The sequence below is a fragment of the Priestia megaterium genome (assembly GCF_023824195.1).
Taxonomy (GTDB): Bacteria; Bacillota; Bacilli; order Bacillales; family Bacillaceae_H; genus Priestia; species Priestia megaterium_D.
In genome coordinates this window covers 56930-76878 of the sequence record NZ_CP085442.1, presented here as the reverse complement: position 1 = coordinate 76878, position 19949 = coordinate 56930, and the positions used below count along the sequence as shown (strand labels likewise).

19 protein-coding genes and 2 tRNA genes are annotated in these 19949 nt (G+C 37.7%); 2 read left to right on the top strand and 19 right to left on the bottom strand.

Annotation, left to right across the window (positions count from 1 at the left end; all coding sequences use genetic code 11):
• Nucleotides 1-20: 20 nt before the first annotated feature.
• The 3 genes from prkT to spoIIE all read right to left on the bottom strand — a co-directional run bounded on the left by prkT (nt 21) and on the right by spoIIE (nt 4244).
• Nucleotides 21-986, bottom strand: coding sequence for a serine/threonine protein kinase PrkT (prkT, locus tag LIS78_RS00435; protein WP_195781470.1), 966 nt, complete (start codon nt 984-986; stop codon nt 21-23).
• Nucleotides 955-1695 carry a VWA domain-containing protein gene (locus LIS78_RS00430; protein WP_013054881.1) on the bottom strand — a complete coding sequence of 247 codons (741 nt, stop codon included), beginning with the start codon at nt 1693-1695 and terminating at the stop codon, nt 955-957. The genes prkT and LIS78_RS00430 overlap by 32 nt, the downstream gene beginning before the upstream one ends.
• A gap of 71 nt (nt 1696-1766) precedes the next feature.
• Nucleotides 1767-4244, bottom strand: a complete 2478-nt coding sequence (gene spoIIE / locus LIS78_RS00425; protein ID WP_013054880.1) for a stage II sporulation protein E — start codon at nt 4242-4244, stop codon at nt 1767-1769.
• 302 nt (nt 4245-4546) lie between these two features.
• Here spoIIE and LIS78_RS00420 point away from each other — a divergent pair.
• Together LIS78_RS00420 and LIS78_RS00415 are read left to right on the top strand one after the other, a co-directional pair.
• Nucleotides 4547-4620: transfer RNA gene (locus LIS78_RS00420), tRNA-Met, on the top strand.
• A gap of 10 nt (nt 4621-4630) precedes the next feature.
• Nucleotides 4631-4702: transfer RNA gene (locus LIS78_RS00415), tRNA-Glu, on the top strand.
• Nucleotides 4703-4822: 120 nt separating this feature from the next.
• Here the strand turns inward: LIS78_RS00415 and LIS78_RS00410 are convergent.
• From LIS78_RS00410 to LIS78_RS00335, 16 genes are all read right to left on the bottom strand, one after another.
• Nucleotides 4823-5290 (bottom strand): S1 domain-containing RNA-binding protein, encoded by a 468-nt coding sequence (locus tag LIS78_RS00410; RefSeq protein WP_013054879.1) that lies wholly within the window; start codon nt 5288-5290, stop codon nt 4823-4825.
• A gap of 88 nt (nt 5291-5378) precedes the next feature.
• Nucleotides 5379-5750, bottom strand: a complete 372-nt coding sequence (locus tag LIS78_RS00405) for an FtsB family cell division protein (RefSeq protein ID WP_013054878.1) — start codon at nt 5748-5750, stop codon at nt 5379-5381.
• A 4-nt stretch (nt 5751-5754) separates the two neighbouring features.
• A complete protein-coding gene (gene yabQ / locus LIS78_RS00400) occupies nt 5755-6378 on the bottom strand; it encodes a spore cortex biosynthesis protein YabQ (RefSeq protein ID WP_116075457.1) in 624 nt (207 codons plus the stop codon).
• Nucleotides 6375-6680: a sporulation protein YabP gene (gene yabP / locus LIS78_RS00395; protein ID WP_195781471.1), complete on the bottom strand. Its 306-nt coding sequence runs from the start codon at nt 6678-6680 to the stop codon at nt 6375-6377. Before yabP ends, yabQ begins: the two co-directional genes overlap by 4 nt.
• A 99-nt stretch (nt 6681-6779) precedes the next feature.
• A complete protein-coding gene (locus tag LIS78_RS00390) occupies nt 6780-7046 on the bottom strand; it encodes an RNA-binding S4 domain-containing protein (protein WP_013054875.1) in 267 nt (88 codons plus the stop codon).
• Between the two features lie 20 nt (nt 7047-7066).
• Nucleotides 7067-8527: a bifunctional methyltransferase/pyrophosphohydrolase YabN gene (gene yabN / locus LIS78_RS00385; protein WP_252284528.1), complete on the bottom strand. Its 1461-nt coding sequence runs from the start codon at nt 8525-8527 to the stop codon at nt 7067-7069.
• A gap of 12 nt (nt 8528-8539) precedes the next feature.
• Nucleotides 8540-10144 (bottom strand): putative polysaccharide biosynthesis protein, encoded by a 1605-nt coding sequence (locus LIS78_RS00380; RefSeq protein ID WP_252284527.1) that lies wholly within the window; start codon nt 10142-10144, stop codon nt 8540-8542.
• A gap of 229 nt (nt 10145-10373) precedes the next feature.
• On the bottom strand, nt 10374-10910 hold the full coding sequence (spoVT, locus tag LIS78_RS00375) for a stage V sporulation protein T (protein ID WP_013054872.1): 537 nt from the start codon (nt 10908-10910) through the stop codon (nt 10374-10376).
• A gap of 249 nt (nt 10911-11159) precedes the next feature.
• Nucleotides 11160-14690: a transcription-repair coupling factor gene (mfd, locus tag LIS78_RS00370; RefSeq protein WP_252284526.1), complete on the bottom strand. Its 3531-nt coding sequence runs from the start codon at nt 14688-14690 to the stop codon at nt 11160-11162.
• A gap of 69 nt (nt 14691-14759) precedes the next feature.
• A complete protein-coding gene (gene fin, locus LIS78_RS00365; protein ID WP_013054869.1) occupies nt 14760-14990 on the bottom strand; it encodes an anti-sigma-F factor Fin in 231 nt (76 codons plus the stop codon).
• A 59-nt stretch (nt 14991-15049) separates the two neighbouring features.
• A complete protein-coding gene (gene pth, locus LIS78_RS00360; RefSeq protein ID WP_052500310.1) occupies nt 15050-15607 on the bottom strand; it encodes an aminoacyl-tRNA hydrolase in 558 nt (185 codons plus the stop codon).
• 139 nt (nt 15608-15746) lie between these two features.
• On the bottom strand, nt 15747-16376 hold the full coding sequence (locus LIS78_RS00355; RefSeq protein WP_195781476.1) for a 50S ribosomal protein L25/general stress protein Ctc: 630 nt from the start codon (nt 16374-16376) through the stop codon (nt 15747-15749).
• Nucleotides 16377-16563: 187 nt separating this feature from the next.
• Nucleotides 16564-17517, bottom strand: a complete 954-nt coding sequence (locus LIS78_RS00350; RefSeq protein ID WP_013054866.1) for a ribose-phosphate diphosphokinase — start codon at nt 17515-17517, stop codon at nt 16564-16566.
• 18 nt (nt 17518-17535) lie between these two features.
• The gene (glmU, locus tag LIS78_RS00345; RefSeq protein ID WP_195781477.1) at nt 17536-18915 is read right to left on the bottom strand and encodes a bifunctional UDP-N-acetylglucosamine diphosphorylase/glucosamine-1-phosphate N-acetyltransferase GlmU; all 1380 of its coding nucleotides are present in this window, start codon (nt 18913-18915) and stop codon (nt 17536-17538) included.
• A gap of 194 nt (nt 18916-19109) precedes the next feature.
• Nucleotides 19110-19400 (bottom strand): septation regulator SpoVG, encoded by a 291-nt coding sequence (gene spoVG, locus LIS78_RS00340; protein ID WP_013054864.1) that lies wholly within the window; start codon nt 19398-19400, stop codon nt 19110-19112.
• A 155-nt stretch (nt 19401-19555) separates the two neighbouring features.
• On the bottom strand, nt 19556-19933 hold the full coding sequence (locus LIS78_RS00335) for a RidA family protein (protein ID WP_013054863.1): 378 nt from the start codon (nt 19931-19933) through the stop codon (nt 19556-19558).
• Nucleotides 19934-19949: the final 16 nt, after the last annotated feature.

Sequence of the window (19949 nt, the reverse complement as noted above, 5' to 3'; positions counted from 1 at the left end):
TTTCACAATTTCTCCAAACTTTATAGCACTTGAATAAATAGATACAAAATATAAATCAACATTACAGACGTACAAAGTAGTAGCGTCTCTAACACGTGAGAACGCTTCTTCTTTACTTTAACACGAGGAGCAGACGGTTGACGAACGTTTTGAGGCTTTGTTCCTTTACTTTTTGCCCCTCTTCTTTTTTCGACCGATAACACCTCTGTTTTCATTTCTTTAGCTGACTTATACTTTCCCGTAACCGCTTGATACAAAACGTCCCCGAAAGGTTCTAACTGCTTTGTTGTTAATATAAATTGTTTTAATTGTTCAGCCGGTTTGTCTGTTTTATTAATTCGCTTGCCATAAGCTGCGTGAATCAAAACCATAGATACAGCAAACAAATCATAGGCTGGTTCTGCTTTTCGGGAGCCAAGCCCCCAGTGCGCTCGATCATAAAAGTCGGTAAATTCTTTTATTGACCGCCCTTGCAGAGTTGTTCCTCCGACGTCAATCCATCGAACTTTTACGGGGTTAGATGTTACGACCAGGTTTTCTGGTTTTAAATCGCCAAATACCCACCCTTCTTCATGAAGGTTTTCTAAGTCTGTTAAGAGCTGACTTGCAAATACTTGCAGCCATTCTGGCCCTCTTGTTGAGATAAAGGAAAGGAGAGGCTGCCCTTTCACATACTCCATTACATAGAAAGAAAGAGCGTGAGAACCATAGCTCCAATCATCTACATCAAGTAAGCGCGGTCCTAGCACTTTGTCTTTGACTTGAGACAGCTTTTTTAATACATTCACTTCTGCTGTAACGGACATGTTGGAAAAGCTTATTTTTAACGCCGCTAGCGTTCCGTTTACTAATTGAACTAAATAGACAACTCCAGTTGCCCCCACGCCTAATTTCTCAAGAATTTTATAATGGACGTGATGCCATTTTCCTTGAATTTCTGTTCCCGGAGATAGGTTACATACCTGATTCTTCAATGTATTGTTCATTATTTTTTAACAACCCTCTCAATGAGCGCTTTTTGGTGAAATAATGAGTAGCCTCTTTGATAGCCGGTCCAGTAGGCGTAATACCTCCTGCTGTTAGTTTCGGAAAAATCGTTGAAAGCGACTCTAATCTTGGATTCCAGTCCATTAGCTTCTCTACATCTTTCTTTTTCCCAGGAAATAAAAAGATTGAAAATTGATTATGCCCCATGCGAGCATTCAAGCTTAACGATAAATCTAACAGCGATTCCTTTACAGTAGGAAGCTTATTTTTCATACTTCCGCTCATGTCAACTAAAATAAGAATCTCTAAGTCAACCGTTTCCCCAAGTTCATCAACAACTTCCATGATTTCTCCTCGCTTCTCAGGAGATAACTCTTCTAATCTTGAATTAGAGGAACCTAGAATTTGCTGAAGTTCTTTATTTACAACGCCTTGAAGTGTTTGCGTCATTGCCTGCCTTGTAACCATTTGAACAGTTTGAGACAGCTGTTTTACGTAAACAATTTGACTCACGCCACCGCCTGACATGGCAATGCCTTCTATTTCATTCGTGCTTTGCTCATCAATTGTGTCCTCTTCCATCACACCAATAACGTTTACACTAATCCCTTGTTCTTTAGCTAATGCTGCCATTGCTACCGGATCTTCACCTGTATTCGAACCACCGTCCGTAATTACCAACATCTGTTTCAATGTACCTTTTTTCATAAAAAAATCCCCTCCTCATTATCAGTATTAACATGATAGACGAGGAGGAGATAAAATATACTTCTATCTAACTATTGTGCTTTTTTACGATAAGCGTAAGAAGGAATCGATGACCATTTCGGGGTATTGTGCTGAAGTTTTGCCACAACTACCGTCATATCATCTTCAATTAAACCTGATTTTGTTCGAATAACTTCTTCCATAATTAAGTCTGCAATTTCTTGTGGATCGTTTGTTTGAAGCTCGCCAATTTTTCGCTTCATCCACATTTCGTAGTTCTCAACGTGTTTCGGTCCTTCAAATACGCCGTCACTCATCATAATTAATAAGTCTTCCGCCTTCATTTGTTCATTCACAACATCCACTTCAAATTCTTCAATAATGCCCATTGGCAAATTGCTTGCCTGTATTTTAATAACCTTATCTCCGCGTTTGATGAAGCTTGGCGTAGAACCGATTTTTAAGAAGTTTACATTGGCATCTTGTAAGTCGATCATCGCTAAATCTAACGTAGAAAAGATCTCATCGTTTGTACGCAGCGATAAAATAGAGTTAATCGATTTAATTGCAATTGTCTCTTCTATTCCTGTTTGTAAAATTTGTTTTAACAGCTGAAGCGTTTCGCTGCTTTCATAGTGGGCACGCTCTCCATTCCCCATACCATCGCTAATAGCTAGTGCATACTTACCGGCGTTTAGCTCAATCATGGAGTAGCTGTCACCGGATACAAACCCTCCGCCTTTAGCAGCATGTGCTACGCCTGTATCAACAACGTACGCTTTTGTACAGCCAAACGAAACGTGGCAATAGCCTTGAGGATATTTAGCACATTCTTCGTTCTTTACTACAATACTTTCACCTAAAATATCTGTAAGCATTGGCGCAATAATCTTCTCGCATTCTCCTCTTCCGTGACAATATGGTACCCACATTTCAATATCTACATTTCCAGGTTCCAGGCTATAAATTTCAATTTGATTGATTTCCATCCCAAAGTTACGAAGAGCTTCTAAAATCTGTTCTTCTTGTACATTTAAATTTTCCCGCTCTCGCTTAATTTCTTTTGCAAAATTCCCCATGACTTCAGAGACACCGTGAAGCTGTTCTGCTACAATCCTTCTACTTTCTTGAATTTGGGCTTTTAAGTGCTGATTGGCTTTAAAATACGTAAGTTCATGCTCAATCACATCGATGACTTTTTTCGATTTCACACAATGTTTGTCCATTTCTCGAATTAGTCTTGGATTTTGTTCAAGAGTGCCATTATCAACTTCAAGCATAATTTCCTTCATATATTCATAGGTTGTATCAAACTGCTGTGCCCAACATTGTTCTTTTTTAAAACAAAATTGGCACGTCCTTTCGGTAACGCTACTTAAGAAATAATCGACTTCTTTATCCGCGCTTGGCTTTTCATCATAAAATCCATTTTGCGTAAAGCTTTTGGAAAGTGCTTGAAAAACATTTGAGAACTGTTCTACGCGATTCGCTGTTACATCTCGGATCTTGCGCACGTACTGCTGTTGTTCAAGCATATTTTCAGATGTCCCTGGTACTAGTTTACTTAAGTTTTTCAAAACAAAAGATGGGGTTAATAAAAATAGGACAACGGCCGTCAGTGATTCATACAAATTAGTCGTCAATCCTTGATCTGCCTGAGCATATAGGCCAATTAGCAATGAACCAACAACCAGCCCAAGAGCTGCCCCTAGCTTTTTACCGTCTTTTAAAAGTCCTCCAAGCAAGCCAGAAAAAGCGAGTAAACTCATTTCGTACAAACTAGAAACATTCGCGAAACTTAAAATTAAACCGGTTACGACCCCTACCGTAGCTCCTATCGTAGGGCCAGATACAAACGCAAAAACTAATACTAAGTAACGAGATAATATATGTTCAGCCGAAAGCCCGTAAATCATCCACCCTATTGTCCCCGTCATAACAGATGCCAACAAAATAATTAGAGAAATCACTTCTTCTGTTTTTAATGATTGTTTTCGCTTTCGGTATGAAATTAAAGGCACGCTTTGTAAGAAAATCATTGTTAAGATAAAGCTCAACCCTGCTTCTACTGCCACAAATGTAAAATCATACATGGTGAATTCCTTGGTAAACACATAAAAAATAGTTAGTTTTGTAAGTAACATCGCGCTAAATACAGTGAACGGCAGCTTCTTTAACGGATCCATTGTCAGTATGCCGCTAAATCGATGAATTAGTAAGAAAACAAATAGTGTAGCAAATACGGTACCTCCATTTTGAATGGAAACACTAAATGCCCCTGCCAATACGGCTAAACTTGCTAACGGTGCTTTTTCTTTCTTTATAGCCATTACAGCTGCAAAGAATGGCAAAGCAAATGGCATGATTTTCATTAAAATTAACGCTCGTCCTAATAAAAAACCTACGACTAGCAGCAACAATCCCCATTGAAATAACACCTTTTCCGTTTTCATACCCGCCTTTGTAAATACACGGGACATTTCTAATCTAGTTCGGTTAAATACCGCCTCTGTTGTTGGACTTGCAAAATCTCTTTCCGTCTTTTGCATTCTCCCACCACCCGCTAATTATACTTATTCGTTATTATATCGCGGCGAAAGGTGAAATTTTGTCAAACGGACTAGCAAAATACCTATAATCGTTCGACTATTTTCTAGTATTATATTGAAAACTATACAAAAAGATGTACAATCTTACATGGCAATTTAAAAAATATCAGAGATACTGTTAAAGCCTATGCTCATCATTCTTTTTTAAAAGCAAATAAAAGTCTATAAAAATAACAAAAAAGCTATTGACAATAACCCTGCTTTTTTATATTATTATAAATGTCTTTTAGAGAACGTATAATGGCGGTGTAGCTCAGCTGGCTAGAGCGTACGGTTCATACCCGTGAGGTCGGGGGTTCGATCCCCTCCGCCGCTACTCGAATAAAGGCCCGTTGGTCAAGCGGTTAAGACACCGCCCTTTCACGGCGGTAACACGGGTTCGAATCCCGTACGGGTCATCAAAAAGCATGTACAACAGTACATGCTTTTTTTCTACTCTTTTTTACATATAAAAAAAGCACCTTTTAGATAAAAGGTACTTTCCAAAAACTCGCTATCTATTTGATATAAGCAGCAAGTTAACCGCGTTTTGCACCGCGTCCACCACGTTTTGATTCGGTATGGCGTTTTAGGGAAGATAAACGTTCTTCACTGTCTTTTAAGAAACGATTCATTTTTTGTTCGAATGTTTCTTTTGTACGGAAATCATTACCACCACCACGATTGTTATTACGTTGTGGGCGTGAATCACGTGGACGGTCTGAGCGTGGCGCTCTTGCAGGACGCTCTGGTCTTTCTGGACGTTCTGGTTTGTCTACCGCTTTCTTAATTGAAAGACCAATTTTACCATCTTTCTCAACGTTAATTACTTTGACTTCAACTTCGTCGCCCACTTTTAAATGGTCGTTAATGTCCTTTACGTAATTATCAGCTACTTCACTGATATGAACCAAGCCTGTTGAACCTCCTGGTAACTCAACAAAAGCTCCAAAGTTCGTAATACCTGTTACCTTTCCCTGTAACTTGCTGCCTACTTCGATTGACATAAAAAAAATGCTCCTCCTTAAATGATAAAAGAAATCAATTTATTATATTATACAAAAAGCAAAAATACACTGTCAACGAACCATACGTTTAGTCTTTTTTTACATTAAAGATAATTTCCCCGTCTTCTGATAAAAAATAATCTCTGCGGGCAATCTTTTTAATATAATCATCGTCATTTAACTTGACGATTTCACCTTTTAACTGTTTTTGCTTGCTTTGTAATTTTGTCAGCTGCTGTTCTAATTTCACCTTCTCAGCTTTTTTGTTCTCGATAGCTGAGGTTTGCGTAATTAAAGCTGATACCATCAATCCACCAATGATTAAGGCCAACACTCCGAAAACAGTCAAACGCCTAATTAAACCGATACGCTTTCGATCTGTATTTTGTTTAATTTGCTCTTGTTTATGGCTATAATCAGTGTTTAACTTCGCGACCTTTTTTTTTCGTACCGCACTCATTGAATTAGTCGTCCCCCTTGTTTTTTAAAGTGTTCACCCATGCAACGACTCTCATTATCATATTCTTTGCACGATTGTAAATTCCTTCTATATACCGAAAACCCATATGTAAAAATCGTTTTACAGGTTTAGGCATCATTCTCCAAAATACGAAAAGAACCCACCTGGTCGGTACGTAAATAAGCTTTAGACAGAATACGAGCAGCTTATGAACAGCTCGGTAGATCCCTAAAGCGACTACAAGTAGAATATGAATAAAGAAGCGGATAGGCTTGACCAAAAAAATATTACTAAGCGTTAAAACACCTCGATATAAACTTAATACGCTCGAGACAGTAAATGTTAATACTTTTAAATACAGTGATTGAAATAAGCTTTGATACGCGGCAAAGCCGCAAAACAAAGCAAGAAACGCATACAAACGCAGTTCTCCTTCATTCACTAAAAACAACACATAAAAAATGAGAAGAGCTTGCACCATCCAAAACAATACGTCATTCACAAATACAAACCATGGGCGTGATTTAGAGCGATTAACAAAGTAACGATAAGTATCGAGAGAAGCACCTAAACCGCTTCCCATCGATACCATCGCAAGCATTGTATAGAGCTGAATGTTTAAACTCATCGAAACAACTTACTAAAGAATCCTTTAGCCTTCTCCGATTGGTTCTCATCTAAGTAAACTATATCAAAGATTTTTCCTTTTATCGATACAATTCCTTGATCAACGTCTAAATTTTTCATTTGCAGATTTTGCCCTCTAACTGACAAGAAACCCATCACTGTTTCAAGTAAAAATTCCTCATTGTCAAAGCTCTCTACCTGCTTCACACCCGTAATATCTAAGAGACGCCGACCCTTCATCACTAAATCATGATTTGGAGTATGGTCTTTGTTTGAATTGCTTGCTTCGTAAAATTGGCTCATATCTTCATCCCCACCTCATTCATTAAGAGCATTCGCTCTTGTTATCTGTTGTTTAAAACATATGAATGAGAAAGGTGATTTAGAACAAGCCTTCATCAGTTATACTTCAGATGAAATACGCTCTTCTTTGACAATTGAGTACAAATTAGCTGCTTCTTCTTTTTTAGCTGCTTCTTGAAGAGCCTCTATTTTAACGGTAATTTTCTTCGTGCCAAATGTGATTGCTAATTCATCTCCTACTTTCACATTTGTGCTTGCTTTTGCAACGATACCATTAATGGTAATACGGCCCTTGTCTGATACTTCTTTTGCTAATGTACGGCGCTTAATTAAACGTGATACTTTTAAAAATTTATCTAACCTCATAATTCCCTCACCTTTCTGTTTTACAAACCTGTTTTTTTGGCTTCTTCCCAAAATTCATCTAACTCTTCTAACGAAAAAGATTCAAATGGTTTTTCAGAAGCTCTCACTTTTTCTTCAATATATTGAAATCGATTTAAAAATTTTGTATTCGTTTTAGCTAATGCAGCTTCAGAGTCGATTTTATAGAATCTTGCAATATTCACTAAAGCAAATAAAATATCTCCAAATTCATCGCTCATTTTTTCTTTATCAGCATGCTGTACTTCCTCTTGGAATTCAGCAAGTTCTTCCTGTACTTTTTCCCACATAGGTTCAACTTCTGACCAATCGAACCCAACTTTTGCAGCTTGTTTTTGGTATCCGTGCGCTTTCATTAAAGAAGGCATAGCTGCCGGTACAGAAGCTAACAGAGAAGAAGGTTCCTCTCCTTTTTCTTCTTTTTTGATTTCATCCCAATTTTTCAAGACCTCGTCTGCATCATTTACGCTTACTTCACCAAATACATGCGGATGGCGTCTTACCATTTTCTCTGAAACACTGCGAATAACATCATCAATTGAAAACATTCCTTCATCTTCACCGATTTGTGCATGAAGCAATACCTGCAGCAATACATCACCGAGCTCTTCAATCATATTATCGTCATCTTGACGGTCAATTGCATCTAATAACTCATAAGACTCTTCTAGCAAATAGCGCTTGAGCGATTCATGCGTTTGTTTTTGATCCCAAGGACATCCTTTTGGCCCTCTGAGCGTGGCAATAATCCTTCTGAATGCGTCAAATTGATGGTATAAAATTGTTTCGTCTGCTACTGGAGGAACATAAATAGTCGTTAAGTTATTGAGCGACATTTCTCTATCCAATTCATAAAGCTTGACCGGCTGGATTTTTTCTTCACTGCTTCCCGCTGCCGTTACAATATAAACAAGGTAATCATCAGGAACGTGTTCCATCAGCGTTAGCTTTACCTCTGAGGCAACGAACTGATCGTACACTTGAGCAATTAGAACATGACCCGTTAATTCTATTTCGCTTCGCTTTAAATCTGTTCCGTCTAGCAGCTGAAACCCTTCAATAGGATCGATCTTTAGCGCGCCAAAAATTGGGTCTAAGAAGCTTTGTCCCCCTTTAATTTCAACGGGAATGCCCCGCTCTTTTCCTTTTTGTAAAAGTAATTGAACCGTACGTTCTGCCACTAAAGGGTGCCCGGGAACGGCATATACCACTTCTTCAATTGAAGCTTTTTCGATTAAATCATTTGATATATGTTCATATACCTCTTCAAATGCATCATAAGATTCGTATACGTCATCATAGGATACATACGTCAAGCCTTCACTTTCTAATTCTTTGATTACAGGATGTTCTTTTGTGCGCATATAAATATGCTTTTCCTGCTGTAGCAAGCGATAAATGCCTACAGGTAGCTGTTCTAAATCGCCTGCTCCTAAACCAATAACTGTTACTTTACCTGTCATTGCTTCACCTTCTTATTTATTTTTTAATACGTATTTAGCTAAAACACTTCCCATTGGAAGTAAACGTAATTCCTCTTCGGTAAAAATATGTTGTTTCATAATGATAAACAAATAAAATAAACCGCCTATTAAAACACCAGCTCCTGTTTCAACCACTTGTTTGCTTGTATCTAAACCATTAGACCATACAAAGTGATGTAAACAAAATAAACAGCTTTGCAAAAGAACGACCATTGCTATGCCCGTTATAAAAATACCTCCACTCGCCTTTTTCGGAACAAGAGGCACAGCTAGCTTTTTATACAGACAAAATAGATTGATTGCTGCAACGATAGCGAATCCAGCTGATGAAGCAATGGCTGCTCCTAAGGTTTGAAAATCTGGTATTAGCCAAAGATTCAATATCAGTTTGACTGCCATGCCAGCGATGACGGCTATTACAGGCGCGAAAACAGCTCCCATCCCCTGCAGCACGGCTCCAGCAGTTGCTGCTACTGTTGTAAATATAACTAACAAGCTCAAAATTTGTAAAACGTCCGTTCCGTCGGAGTTACTATATAAAAGCATATTAATGGGTTTCATTAGCGCAATCAAGCCAAAAGCTGCTCCAACTCCGACTACAAGCGATAGACGGAGAGACAGCTGAACTTTTTCAACCACAAATGACAGGTTCTTTTTCGCAATGGCTGAAGAAATAACAGGTACAAGCGAAAGTGAAAAAGCTGTACCTACTACTGTACCTAATTGAATCAACGGAAGCCCGCGGTCATAAATACCTTTTAAAATTTGTGCTGCCTCTTCAGCCATGCCGTGCGCCGTCAGACTAGAATATAAAGTAAAGGAGTCAATAAGCTGGATAAACAGCAGACCCATACCGCTAATACAAATTAATAAGCCTTGAATAACAAGGATTTTTACTATTTTTTTGATGTCTGCTTTTTTTATGCGTTGAAATACTCCCTTAGAATTTGTCTTTGTTCTAAAAACAAATAAAAATAAAATAATAAGAGATGTTATACCGCCTGTTATGGAACCAAAAATAGCTCCCGCCCCTGCAGTATATAAATCATACCCATGTTGGATCAAGAAAATAGACAGATACAAAATAGTCCCTACCCGTACAACTTGTTCTGCGATTTGAGACAACGCTGTAGGAAACATATTATGTAATCCTTGATAATAACCACGAATAACAGCAATAAACGGAATAAGTAAAAAGGAAAATGAAATAATTTGAATGAGAATCGTTAACTTACGATCTCCCATCCACTCGGCAATCGTTTCTGCGAAGCTATATTCGAACGCAAATATCGTGCAGCCTACTACAAACAAAAAAGCAAATGAAACTTGAAGTATTCCTCGGATTTCCTTTCTCCGATTTGTTACCGCATACTCAGCTACTAACTTTGAAATAATTACAGGGAAACCATATGTACCTAGCTGTAGCGCAATTCCATATAGCGGATAAACTTGCTGATAGATATAAAACCCTATATCTCCCGCGATATGGTGATATGGAATACGATAAGTGGCACTTAAGATTTTCGTAAATAAACCTGCGAGCGTTAAAATAACGGCGCCGTTAAAAATAGAATAGAGCTTTGACTGTTTCTGCATTCCTACACCTTTCACCTGCAGCTTGTAATGATATGAACAACTCTTTTTATTAGCCGCTAACCGCAATAGAATAGAGCTTTGTTCTTATAAAACATCCTGCACTTTCCAATAAATAAAATACCGTACCATTATATCATGTTCTCTTTATTTCTAAGGTAAGACAGCATGAAAAAAGGCAGCAGAAACTGCTACCTTTTCATTAAATGATGTAAAATAAAGATAATTACGCTTACTGCTCCATTTGACGAGATAAGAAGCTAGCTGCTGTTTCGGCTGCTTTATGCTCTACTTCACCAAGAGACTTATCTTTTGAGAAAATGACAACAGCTCCAATCGGATCTCCATTTGCAATAATCGGACCGATTGTGTAAGAAGAAATATTTTCTTCGTATCCATCGACAAATTCAAGGTTTTTCCCATCAGTTACTAAAGAAGAACTGCGGCTTTCCATAACAGATTCCACTAAAGAACTAATGTTTTTATTTAAGTATTCTTTTTTAGAACTTCCTGCTACCGCAATAAATACATCGCGGTCACAAATAAGTACAGGATGACCTAAGCTATCGTATAGCGCTTCGCCATACTCTTTTGCAAAGTCTCCCAATTCACTAATTGGAGAATATTTCTTTAAAATAACTTCTCCATCGCGATCGACGAAAATCTCTAGCGGGTCTCCCTCTCGGATGCGAAGTGTTCTTCTAATTTCTTTTGGAATCACAACGCGACCCAAATCATCAATACGACGAACAATACCTGTTGCTTTCATTCATTGAAGCCTCTCTTTCATATGATGATTAAAATAGTTGGTGAATATCACTGATGGCTATATGATAAAAGGTTCACCTTTGTTGAGGTTAGTATTCTTCACTCTACAACTTCTATTCACCAACCATCTCTTTTTTTGTTAAAAAGTGTGCTTTTATTAAAAAAATGTCCAAAAAACCGCCAAAACATGGGGATTTGGATATTTTCATTTCAGCTATACAAAAAGAAGGCTCAAAAATGAGCCTTCTTTTTAATTCGTAACTTGTTCTTTTTTAACAGTGGCTACTCCTTTTACTAACTGATACACAATATTGAGCCATTCTTTTTGAGCAAGTCCTTTTACATTAACCACTAATTTTACTTTCTTGCCTTCCATACCTAAGCTGACCATTCTGCCAAATTGATCACCTAGCATGAATAATTTTTGGCCGTCTACCGTTGAGCTTGCTTCTTCAGACAACAGAATAGAAATTTCTTGTTTTGACTGAAGAATAGATTCTACTAAGTTCTGCGTTGCATATACTTTTGTTTCAGCTACTTTAAACAAATACTCAACCTCAGCCGGATACTCTCCAAAACGATCAATCATTTCATCCTGCAATTCTTGAATATCCTCTAGTGCTTCAATTCCTCTAAAGCGCTTATACATCTCAATTTTCAAGCGGCCGTCTGTAATGTACTGATCAGGGATATACGCGTCTAAGTCCAGATTCATTTCCACATTAAATTTCACACTTTCTCCGTCAGACCCGCGTCTTTCTTCTATCGCTTCTTTAAGCATTTGTGAGTAGAGATCGAAACCGACAGAATCGATAAATCCATGCTGCTGAGCACCCAGTAAGTTTCCGGCGCCACGTATTGAAAGATCGCGCATAGCAATTTTAAAACCAGAACCTAATTCGGTGAATTCTTTAATAGCTTGCAGACGCTTTTCAGCTACTTCTGTCAGTACTTTGTCTTTGTGATACGTAAAGTACGCATATGCCACGCGATTTGAACGACCTACACGCCCTCTTAATTGATACAGTTGTGATAATCCCATCTTATCAGCATTATTGACAATGAGCGTATTTACATTGGGAATATCTACTCCTGTTTCGATAATGGTTGTACTCACAATCACGTCATATTCGCCTTCTAAAAAGCTTAAGATAACCGCTTCGAGTTCTGTTTCATTCATTTTTCCGTGGGCATACGTTACCCTAGCATCAGGCACGAGCATCGAAATTTCTTCTGCTTTTCGTTCAATATCTTCTACGCGATTATATAAAAAGTAAACTTGGCCATCACGCGCTAACTCACGCTCAATCGCTTCACGAACTAAAACCGGATTATACTCCACTACATATGTTTGAACTGGAAAACGATTTTCAGGCGGCGTTTCAATAACAGACAAATCCCTTACGCCCAACATAGACATATGTAATGTTCGTGGAATAGGTGTTGCTGTAAGTGTAAGGACATCAACGTTTGCTTTCATTTGCTTGATTTTTTCCTTATGCGTTACACCAAAACGCTGTTCTTCATCGATAACTAACAATCCTAAATCTTTATAAATCACGTCTTTAGATAGTAAACGATGTGTACCAATCACTACATCTACGGTCCCGTTTTTTAGCCCTTTAATTGTTTCTTGCTGCTGTTTACGGCTGCGAAATCGGCTCAATAGCCCAATGTTGATTGGATAATCTTGAAAACGCTCACGGATGGTTTCATAATGCTGCTGAGCTAAAATAGTGGTTGGCACTAAAATAGCCACTTGTTTTCCATCTGTCACAGCTTTAAACGCAGCACGAATGGCTACTTCCGTTTTTCCATATCCAACGTCTCCACAAAGCAGACGATCCATTGGTCTTTCATGTTCCATATCCTTTTTAATTTCTTGTACAGAACGAAGCTGATCTTCGGTTTCTTGATAAGGGAAAGCTGTTTCAAATTCTCTCTGTAAATCGCCATCCGGGGAAAATGCATAACCTTTACTTGCTTCACGCTCTGCATACAGTTTAATTAAGTCATCAGCGATGTCTTGAACAGAAGACTCAACTTTTCGTTTCACTTTCTTCCAGTCATTTCCGCCAAGTTTATATACTTTTGGCTCTTTCCCTTCAGATCCTACGTATTTTTGTACTTGATCAATCTGTTCAACAGGAACGTACAGCTTGTCAGAGCCTTCATATTTGATATGGATATAATCTTTATGATTACCGTTAATCTCTAACGTTTCCATTCCTAAGTAACGGCCAATACCGTGGTTCACGTGAACGACATAGTCACCTACGTTTAACTCTGAATAGCTTTTAATACGCTCTGCATTGGAAAGCTTTTGACGGCGCTTTGATTTCTTTACCCGTTTTTTAAACAATTCTTCCTCGGTTAAAACAGCTAATTTTTGCATCGGCAGTTCAAAGCCCATTTGTAAATCGCCTTCAATAATTTGAACAAGACCTGGCACAAGCTGACCATTTCCATCTAAAATAGATGAATCAATATCATAATCTGCTAGCACACCTTCGAGTTTTTTCACGCGCTCTTTATCTGCTCCTAAGAGGACTACCGTATAATTAGCATTTTTCCAACGTTCAATTTCACTTTTTAATAAATTCATTTGGCCGTAAAACTGCTGCATCTGCTTACATGAAATATTAATAATATTTTGCGGACTCGTATACGATACGTGCTTCAAAAATAACGATAAGTATAAAAACTGATGTTTTGCTCGCTGAATAAGAGATGGGAGCTTATGAGATAATTGAACGTCTCGAACAATTTGCCCTTGTCCTAATAATTCCGTTATCCATTCAGCTTCCTCTGTTTCAAGCTGATCAGACGTTTCTTGAATTCGAGTTGTCTCATCAAAGATGACAAGACCGCCTTCTGGTAAATAATCTAGTAAACTAGCAGGCGATTCGTAGAAGAATGATAAATACTTGAACATATTTTCAAGAAGTTGACCTTGACGCAGCTGTTCAATTTCACCTTTAATATTTTCTGTTAAGGTAGCTTTTAGCGCTGCGTTTTTCACTTGTTGCAGCGTCGAAGCCAGCTGTGCTTCTAGTTCTTCAATTCCTTGGGCCACTTCATTTTGGTTCACAATGATTTCCGTAGCAGGGCCGATTGAAATTTCTTTTAACTGCTCTTGAGAGCGTTGATCCTCGATTGTAAAAGTACGAATGGAATCAATCTCCGTATCAAATAGTTCAATTCGGACAGGTAGCTCTTCTGTTAACGGATAAATGTCAATGATTCCTCCGCGCACACTAAACTCACCCGGAGCTGAAACCATCGATGCCCTCTCATAACCCAACTCAACTAACCTTTTTAAATAATGATCAACGTCGATGTCAATTCCCATTTGAAACGGCAGCTGCGTTTGCTCCCATCTTGCTTTAGGAGGCAGCAGCTTTCGAATTCCTGCAAGCGGTGTTACAACTACTCCACCTGTATGTTGACTCCAATAATTGAGTACTTCAATTCGCTGAGCCTTTAATTCTGGACTTGCAATCCCCACTTCTGTAGCAACTAAATCGTTAACAGGGTATAAGAAAACGTCTTTTTCCGGTAAAAGATGCAAAAGGTCTTCATACACTTTTTGGGCTTGATATAAATTATGAGTCACTACTAATAAGGGGTATTTTTTATCCTCATTTAAGAGTGCCATTAATACAGATCGAGCTGAACCGGAAATTCCCGTTACTAACTGTTCTTTCAAACCTTCTTCTAAACTGCTGACAACAGCTCCAATTTCTGTATTTTCTTCAAATTGCTGTCTAATCCCTCGCAAAGGAATTCCCTCCTCCCATGATATGTCTAAACTAAACAGAAAAACGCTTTGGTTTGAGACCAAAGCTTTTTATTGTATAAATGTTTCGTACTGATGATAGTCTGGATTTCGTTCTAGCGCTTCTTGACAGTCTTCACAAATAATTTTAACCACGATATCTCCACTATTATGGTAGTGAATAAAGTCTTTTCGTTCATCTGCGGTCAGGTGATTAAAACCGAGTGCTTCTGTATTGTGAGCTGTCTTTTCTATCATACCGACTTTTGCGCCACAATGTCTACAGAAATAATGAATAGACATACAAATCCTCCCAAATCTTTTAGTGTTAGTATGGACGATTGAGAGAAATTTTATTCTACTTAATTATAGCGATTCATTACTTCTAAGAACGGTTTACCTAAAAAATCTTCACTCGCGTGTACAGACGTTTTCATCGCTTCTTCCATATGAACCATTTCATCTTCTGTAAAGCGCCCTAGTACGTAATCAACTACTTTCATACCGTTTTTCGGACGATCAATTCCAATACGAATTCGGTTAAACTCTTGGGTTTTTAAATGCTGAATAATTGATTTTATTCCGTTATGGCCGCCTGGACTTCCTTTTGTACGCAATCTTACTTTTCCGCACGGTAAATCTAAGTCATCGTAAATAACAAGCAAGTCTTCGACGTCTATATCAAAATAGTCCATTAACGGGCGAATACTTTCTCCTGATAAATTCATATATGTTAGAGGCTTTAATAATATAACTTTTTCTCCTTTTATTATACCTGTTCCATATATTCCGTTAAACTTTGTTTTATCTAATGAAATCATAAACTGTTCAGCAATTTTATCAATTGCCATAAATCCTATGTTATGACGAGTACGGTCATATTCTTTTCCAGGATTTCCTAAACCAACGATTAATTTCAAAATAGATACTCCTTTCCACTCTATATAAGTTGTACATAATAGGTAAATGCCTTTAATATTTTACATTACTATATAGTATCACTTTTATTATAATCAATTCACACAAAAAGACGTAACCTTTTGGTTACGTCTTTTTATATTATTCTTCGTTATCTTTTTCTTTTGTTGCTTCAACATCGCCTTCAGCATCCTGAACTTCGCCGCTGTCCGGCTCTTCTTCCTGTTGAGGAGGTAGTACAGAAGCAACTGTATCTTCTGCATCATGCGTAATTTCTAGCTTTTTATCTACCTTAATATCCGCTACTGTGATTGTATCATTAATTCCTAAATCTGATACATCTACATCAATAGATGATGGGATATCTTGCGGCAAGCCTTTTAATGAAATTTCATATAGAGACTGCTGTAATACGCCGCCTTCTTTTGTTCCTTTTGCTTCTCCTACTAGAGATATAGAAACTTCAGTATCAATTTCTTTCTTCATGTCGACCACTTGGAAATCGGCGTGGATAATTTCGTTTTTTAATGGATCGGTTTGAATATCATGTAACATTACGGAATATTTTTGCTTATCCACTTGTAATGTTAACACTCCATTGCGTCCTGCTTCACGAATAGTCTTAATAAAATCAGCACTGTTTAAGTAAATAGGTGTGGATTCTGTTTTATTTCCGTAAACAACCGCTGGGAAGTTTCCTTCGTCGCGAATCTTTCTATTTGTAGAATTTTTGAAATCCGTTCTTTTATTTGCTTGAATTGAAATACTCATTTTATTCACCTTCCAGTATGTTTTCTACTTAAAATGTACCCTTTTTAGAAGGTTGCTAAACATGAAACCCGGTTTGAACAGTAATATATCTTTGTTCCTTCCGTCCAAAGCGCTTTAAAATCAAGGGTTAGTACATTTAAATTTTTTTCAAAAAAACCTCTTTCCAAATGAAAAGAGGTTCTGTTTATCAATCAAATAATGTACTAACTGATTGCTCTTCGTGAACACGAATAATCGCTTCACCGATTAACGGAGCTACTGAAAGTTCTGTTACTTTATCAATTTTCTTATCTTCTGTTAAAGCAATAGAGTTTGTTACAGCTAGCTCTTTGATTGTAGAGTTTTGAATACGCTCAATCGCAGGGCCTGAAAGCACTGGGTGTGTACAACAAGCATATACTTCTTTTGCACCTGCTTCAATTAATGCACTTGCACCAATTGTAATTGTACCAGCTGTATCAATCATGTCATCAATCAAGATTGCTGTTTTTCCTTCCACTTGTCCAACAATGTTCATAACTTCTGCTACGTTTGGACGTGGGCGACGTTTGTCAATGATAGCGATCGGCGCTTTTAGACGTTCCGCTAAACGGCGAGCACGCGTTACGCCACCGTGGTCCGGAGATACAACAACAACGTCATCAAGGTTTTTACTCTTGAAGTATTCACCTAAAATTGGAACACCTACTAAGTGGTCAATTGGAATATCGAAGAAACCTTGAATTTGAGGAGCGTGTAAATCTAATGTGATAATACGAGTAGCTCCCGCTTTTTCAATGATATTCGCTGCTAATTTGGCAGTGATTGGTTCACGTGCACGAGCTTTACGATCCTGACGAGCATAGCCATAGTAGGGCATAACAATGTTAATTGTTTTAGCTGATGCACGTTTTAATGCATCAATCATAATTAATAATTCCATTAAGTGTTCGTTAACTGGAGCACTTGTTGATTGAATGATAAATACGTCACAACCACGGATACTTTCTTCAATGTTAATTTGAATTTCACCGTCACTAAAACGATCAACCGAACATTTACCTAACTCCACACCAATTACTTTTGCGATCTCTTCAGCTAAAGCCTTGTTTGAATTTAGCGTAAATAACTTTAAATTTTCATCAGCATATACATTTGACATTTTATTGTGAAACCTCCGTCAGGATTTTTTATTAATATCAAGCTTTTCAGCATAGTTTTCTTTATTTACTTGTTTCGCACGAGCAATTGATAATGCTTTTCCTGGCACATCATCCGTTACGGTTGAACCAGCTGCAACATAGGCTCCTTCACCAATTGTTACAGGTGCAATTAAGTTTGAGTTACATCCTACGAATGCCCCATCTTCAATCTTTGTTAAAAATTTATTTTTCCCATCGTAGTTAACTGTAATAGATCCGCACCCTAAGTTTACACCTTTTCCGACCTCTGCGTCTCCAATATAACTTAAATGAGAAGCTTTGCTACCTTTTCCAAAAGATGCTTTTTTAATTTCTACAAAGTTTCCTACGCGCACTTCATCTCCGATTAGTGACTGAGGACGAATATGTGCAAATGGGCCAATTGTAACTTCGTGACCAATTTCACTATCGTGAGCAACAGAATGGCGAATAGAAGTATTATTACCTATTTTACAGTCTTTAATTTCACTGTTAGGCCCTACTTCACAATTCTCTCCAATTTCAACTGTTCCTTGAATAACCGTACCCGGATAAACAACCGTATCTCTGCCGATGACAGCCTCTGCTGAAATGTACGTGTTAGAAGGATCTACAATCGTCACTCCATTTAACATATGCTGCTTGTTGATACGCTTTTTCATTGTTTCTTCTGCTTGAGACAGAGCAAATCGATCATTAACGCCCAGTGTTTCAGCAAAATCGGATGTTTGATATGCAGAAATAATTTGACCTTCATTCTTTAGAATTTCGATAACATCAGGTAAATAGTACTCTCCCTGTACATTATCATTTGAAACTTTTGAAAGGGTCTCAAATAATTTCTCATTATCAAAACAATACGTACCAGTATTAATTTCCTGTACAAGACGCTCTTGTTCCGTGGCATCTTTATGCTCAACAATCTTTTCAACAGACCCTTGTTCATTTCGAATAATGCGTCCATATCCTGTTGGATCTTCTGCATGAGCTGTTAAAATAGTTGCCATTGCATTTGTTGCTTCATGATGCTTTAATAAAGATTCAATTGTTTCAGCTGTAATAAGCGGAGTATCTCCACATACAACAATTGTCGTACCTTTTTCATGTGCAAGTAAAGATTCTGCTTGCATTACTGCATGAGCTGTTCCTAACTGCTCTTCTTGTAAAGCAAATAAGCTTTTATCTCCAACATGTGATTTCACTTTTTCGGCACCGTGACCTACAACTGTAATTAAATTTGTTAAATCCAAGCGTGATAACTGATCAATTACGTGTTGCACCATCGGTTTGCCACACACAGGGTGTAACACTTTATATAAAGATGACTTCATACGTGTACCCTGACCAGCTGCCAATATGACTGCATATCTTTTTGACATAACAGGCCTCCAATTTTACCTTTTTATCCATTAAGAATATTATATCAAAAATGACAGCATTTCAAGGAATCATTTATAAGTCATGAATTTTATTTTTTGGTAATGCTAAAGTTTTACAAAGGTGTGAAATTATATAAGTGACAAACAAAAAGAAAAGAGCCTACTTTTCAGTAGACTCTTAATGTATCATATGTTTACGAAGCACCCGCTTCTTCGAATTCAACTTCTACCTCACCTAAACGATGATATTCTGCTAAAACAGCATCTTGAATCTTTCCGCGAGTATTTGAATTGATTGGATGTGCAATATCACGGAACTCACCATCCGGTGTACGTTTACTTGGCATGGCTACAAATAAGCCATTATTACCATCAATCACACGAATATCATGAACAACAAATTCACCATCTAATGTGATTGAAGCAATCGCTCTCATACGTCCTTCAGTGTTCACGCGGCGTAATCTTACGTCAGTTACTTCCATCTTGTTCACCACCTTTTTCTATGCGAAGCTTTACATACTTAATTCCACAGAATTTTGTGTTTTCCTGCTATTCAGAAAAAATTTTTAGAAAATTTTCGCAAAAAAAGTGAACAATTGGAAGTTACTTGCTTTTTGTTAGAAATTTGTTAATTTTATTACCCTTTAACTAGCGCAATAACTTCAATTTCAACAAGTACATCTTTTGGCAATCTCGCTACTTCTACACATGAACGTGCCGGCTTATGGTCCCCGAAGTAGTCACCATAGACTTCATTTAACGCTGCAAAGTCATTCATATCTTTGATGAATACGGTTGCCTTTACAACTGTATTTAAAGAAGCTCCAGCTTCTTCAAGAACTGCTTTTAAATTTTCAAATACTTGAGTAGCTTGTACTTGAACATCGCCTTCGACCAATGTACCATCTGGACGAAGTGGAATTTGACCTGAACTGTAAAACAAGTTATTCACAACAATTCCCTGTGAATATGGACCAATAGCTTGCGGTGCATTTTTTGTTTGAACCTGTAACATATGTTCCTCTCCCTTA

Excerpts from the sequence above, each read along its gene's own strand:
- spoVT (WP_013054872.1), bottom strand. The coding sequence starts at position 10,910 with ATGAAAGCAACAGGTATTGTTCGTCGTATTGATGATTTGGGTCGCGTT.
- LIS78_RS00405 (WP_013054878.1), bottom strand. The coding sequence starts at position 5,750 with ATGAGTGCGGTACGAAAAAAAAAGGTCGCGAAGTTAAACACTGATTAT.
- LIS78_RS00430 (WP_013054881.1), bottom strand. The coding sequence starts at position 1,695 with ATGAAAAAAGGTACATTGAAACAGATGTTGGTAATTACGGACGGTGGT.
- prkT (WP_195781470.1), bottom strand. The coding sequence starts at position 986 with ATGAACAATACATTGAAGAATCAGGTATGTAACCTATCTCCGGGAACA.
- yabQ (WP_116075457.1), bottom strand. The coding sequence starts at position 6,378 with ATGAGTTTAAACATTCAGCTCTATACAATGCTTGCGATGGTATCGATG.
- yabP (WP_195781471.1), bottom strand. The coding sequence starts at position 6,680 with ATGAGCCAATTTTACGAAGCAAGCAATTCAAACAAAGACCATACTCCA.
- LIS78_RS00390 (WP_013054875.1), bottom strand. The coding sequence starts at position 7,046 with ATGAGGTTAGATAAATTTTTAAAAGTATCACGTTTAATTAAGCGCCGT.
- LIS78_RS00335 (WP_013054863.1), bottom strand. The coding sequence starts at position 19,933 with ATGTTACAGGTTCAAACAAAAAATGCACCGCAAGCTATTGGTCCATAT.
- LIS78_RS00355 (WP_195781476.1), bottom strand. The coding sequence starts at position 16,376 with ATGAGTATTTCAATTCAAGCAAATAAAAGAACGGATTTCAAAAATTCT.
- fin (WP_013054869.1), bottom strand. The coding sequence starts at position 14,990 with ATGTCTATTCATTATTTCTGTAGACATTGTGGCGCAAAAGTCGGTATG.
- LIS78_RS00350 (WP_013054866.1), bottom strand. The coding sequence starts at position 17,517 with ATGTCAAATGTATATGCTGATGAAAATTTAAAGTTATTTACGCTAAAT.
- LIS78_RS00380 (WP_252284527.1), bottom strand. The coding sequence starts at position 10,144 with ATGCAGAAACAGTCAAAGCTCTATTCTATTTTTAACGGCGCCGTTATT.
- spoIIE (WP_013054880.1), bottom strand. The coding sequence starts at position 4,244 with ATGCAAAAGACGGAAAGAGATTTTGCAAGTCCAACAACAGAGGCGGTA.
- glmU (WP_195781477.1), bottom strand. The coding sequence starts at position 18,915 with ATGTCAAAAAGATATGCAGTCATATTGGCAGCTGGTCAGGGTACACGT.
- LIS78_RS00410 (WP_013054879.1), bottom strand. The coding sequence starts at position 5,290 with ATGTCAATCGAAGTAGGCAGCAAGTTACAGGGAAAGGTAACAGGTATT.
- yabN (WP_252284528.1), bottom strand. The coding sequence starts at position 8,527 with ATGACAGGTAAAGTAACAGTTATTGGTTTAGGAGCAGGCGATTTAGAA.
- spoVG (WP_013054864.1), bottom strand. The coding sequence starts at position 19,400 with ATGGAAGTAACTGACGTAAGATTACGCCGCGTGAACACTGAAGGACGT.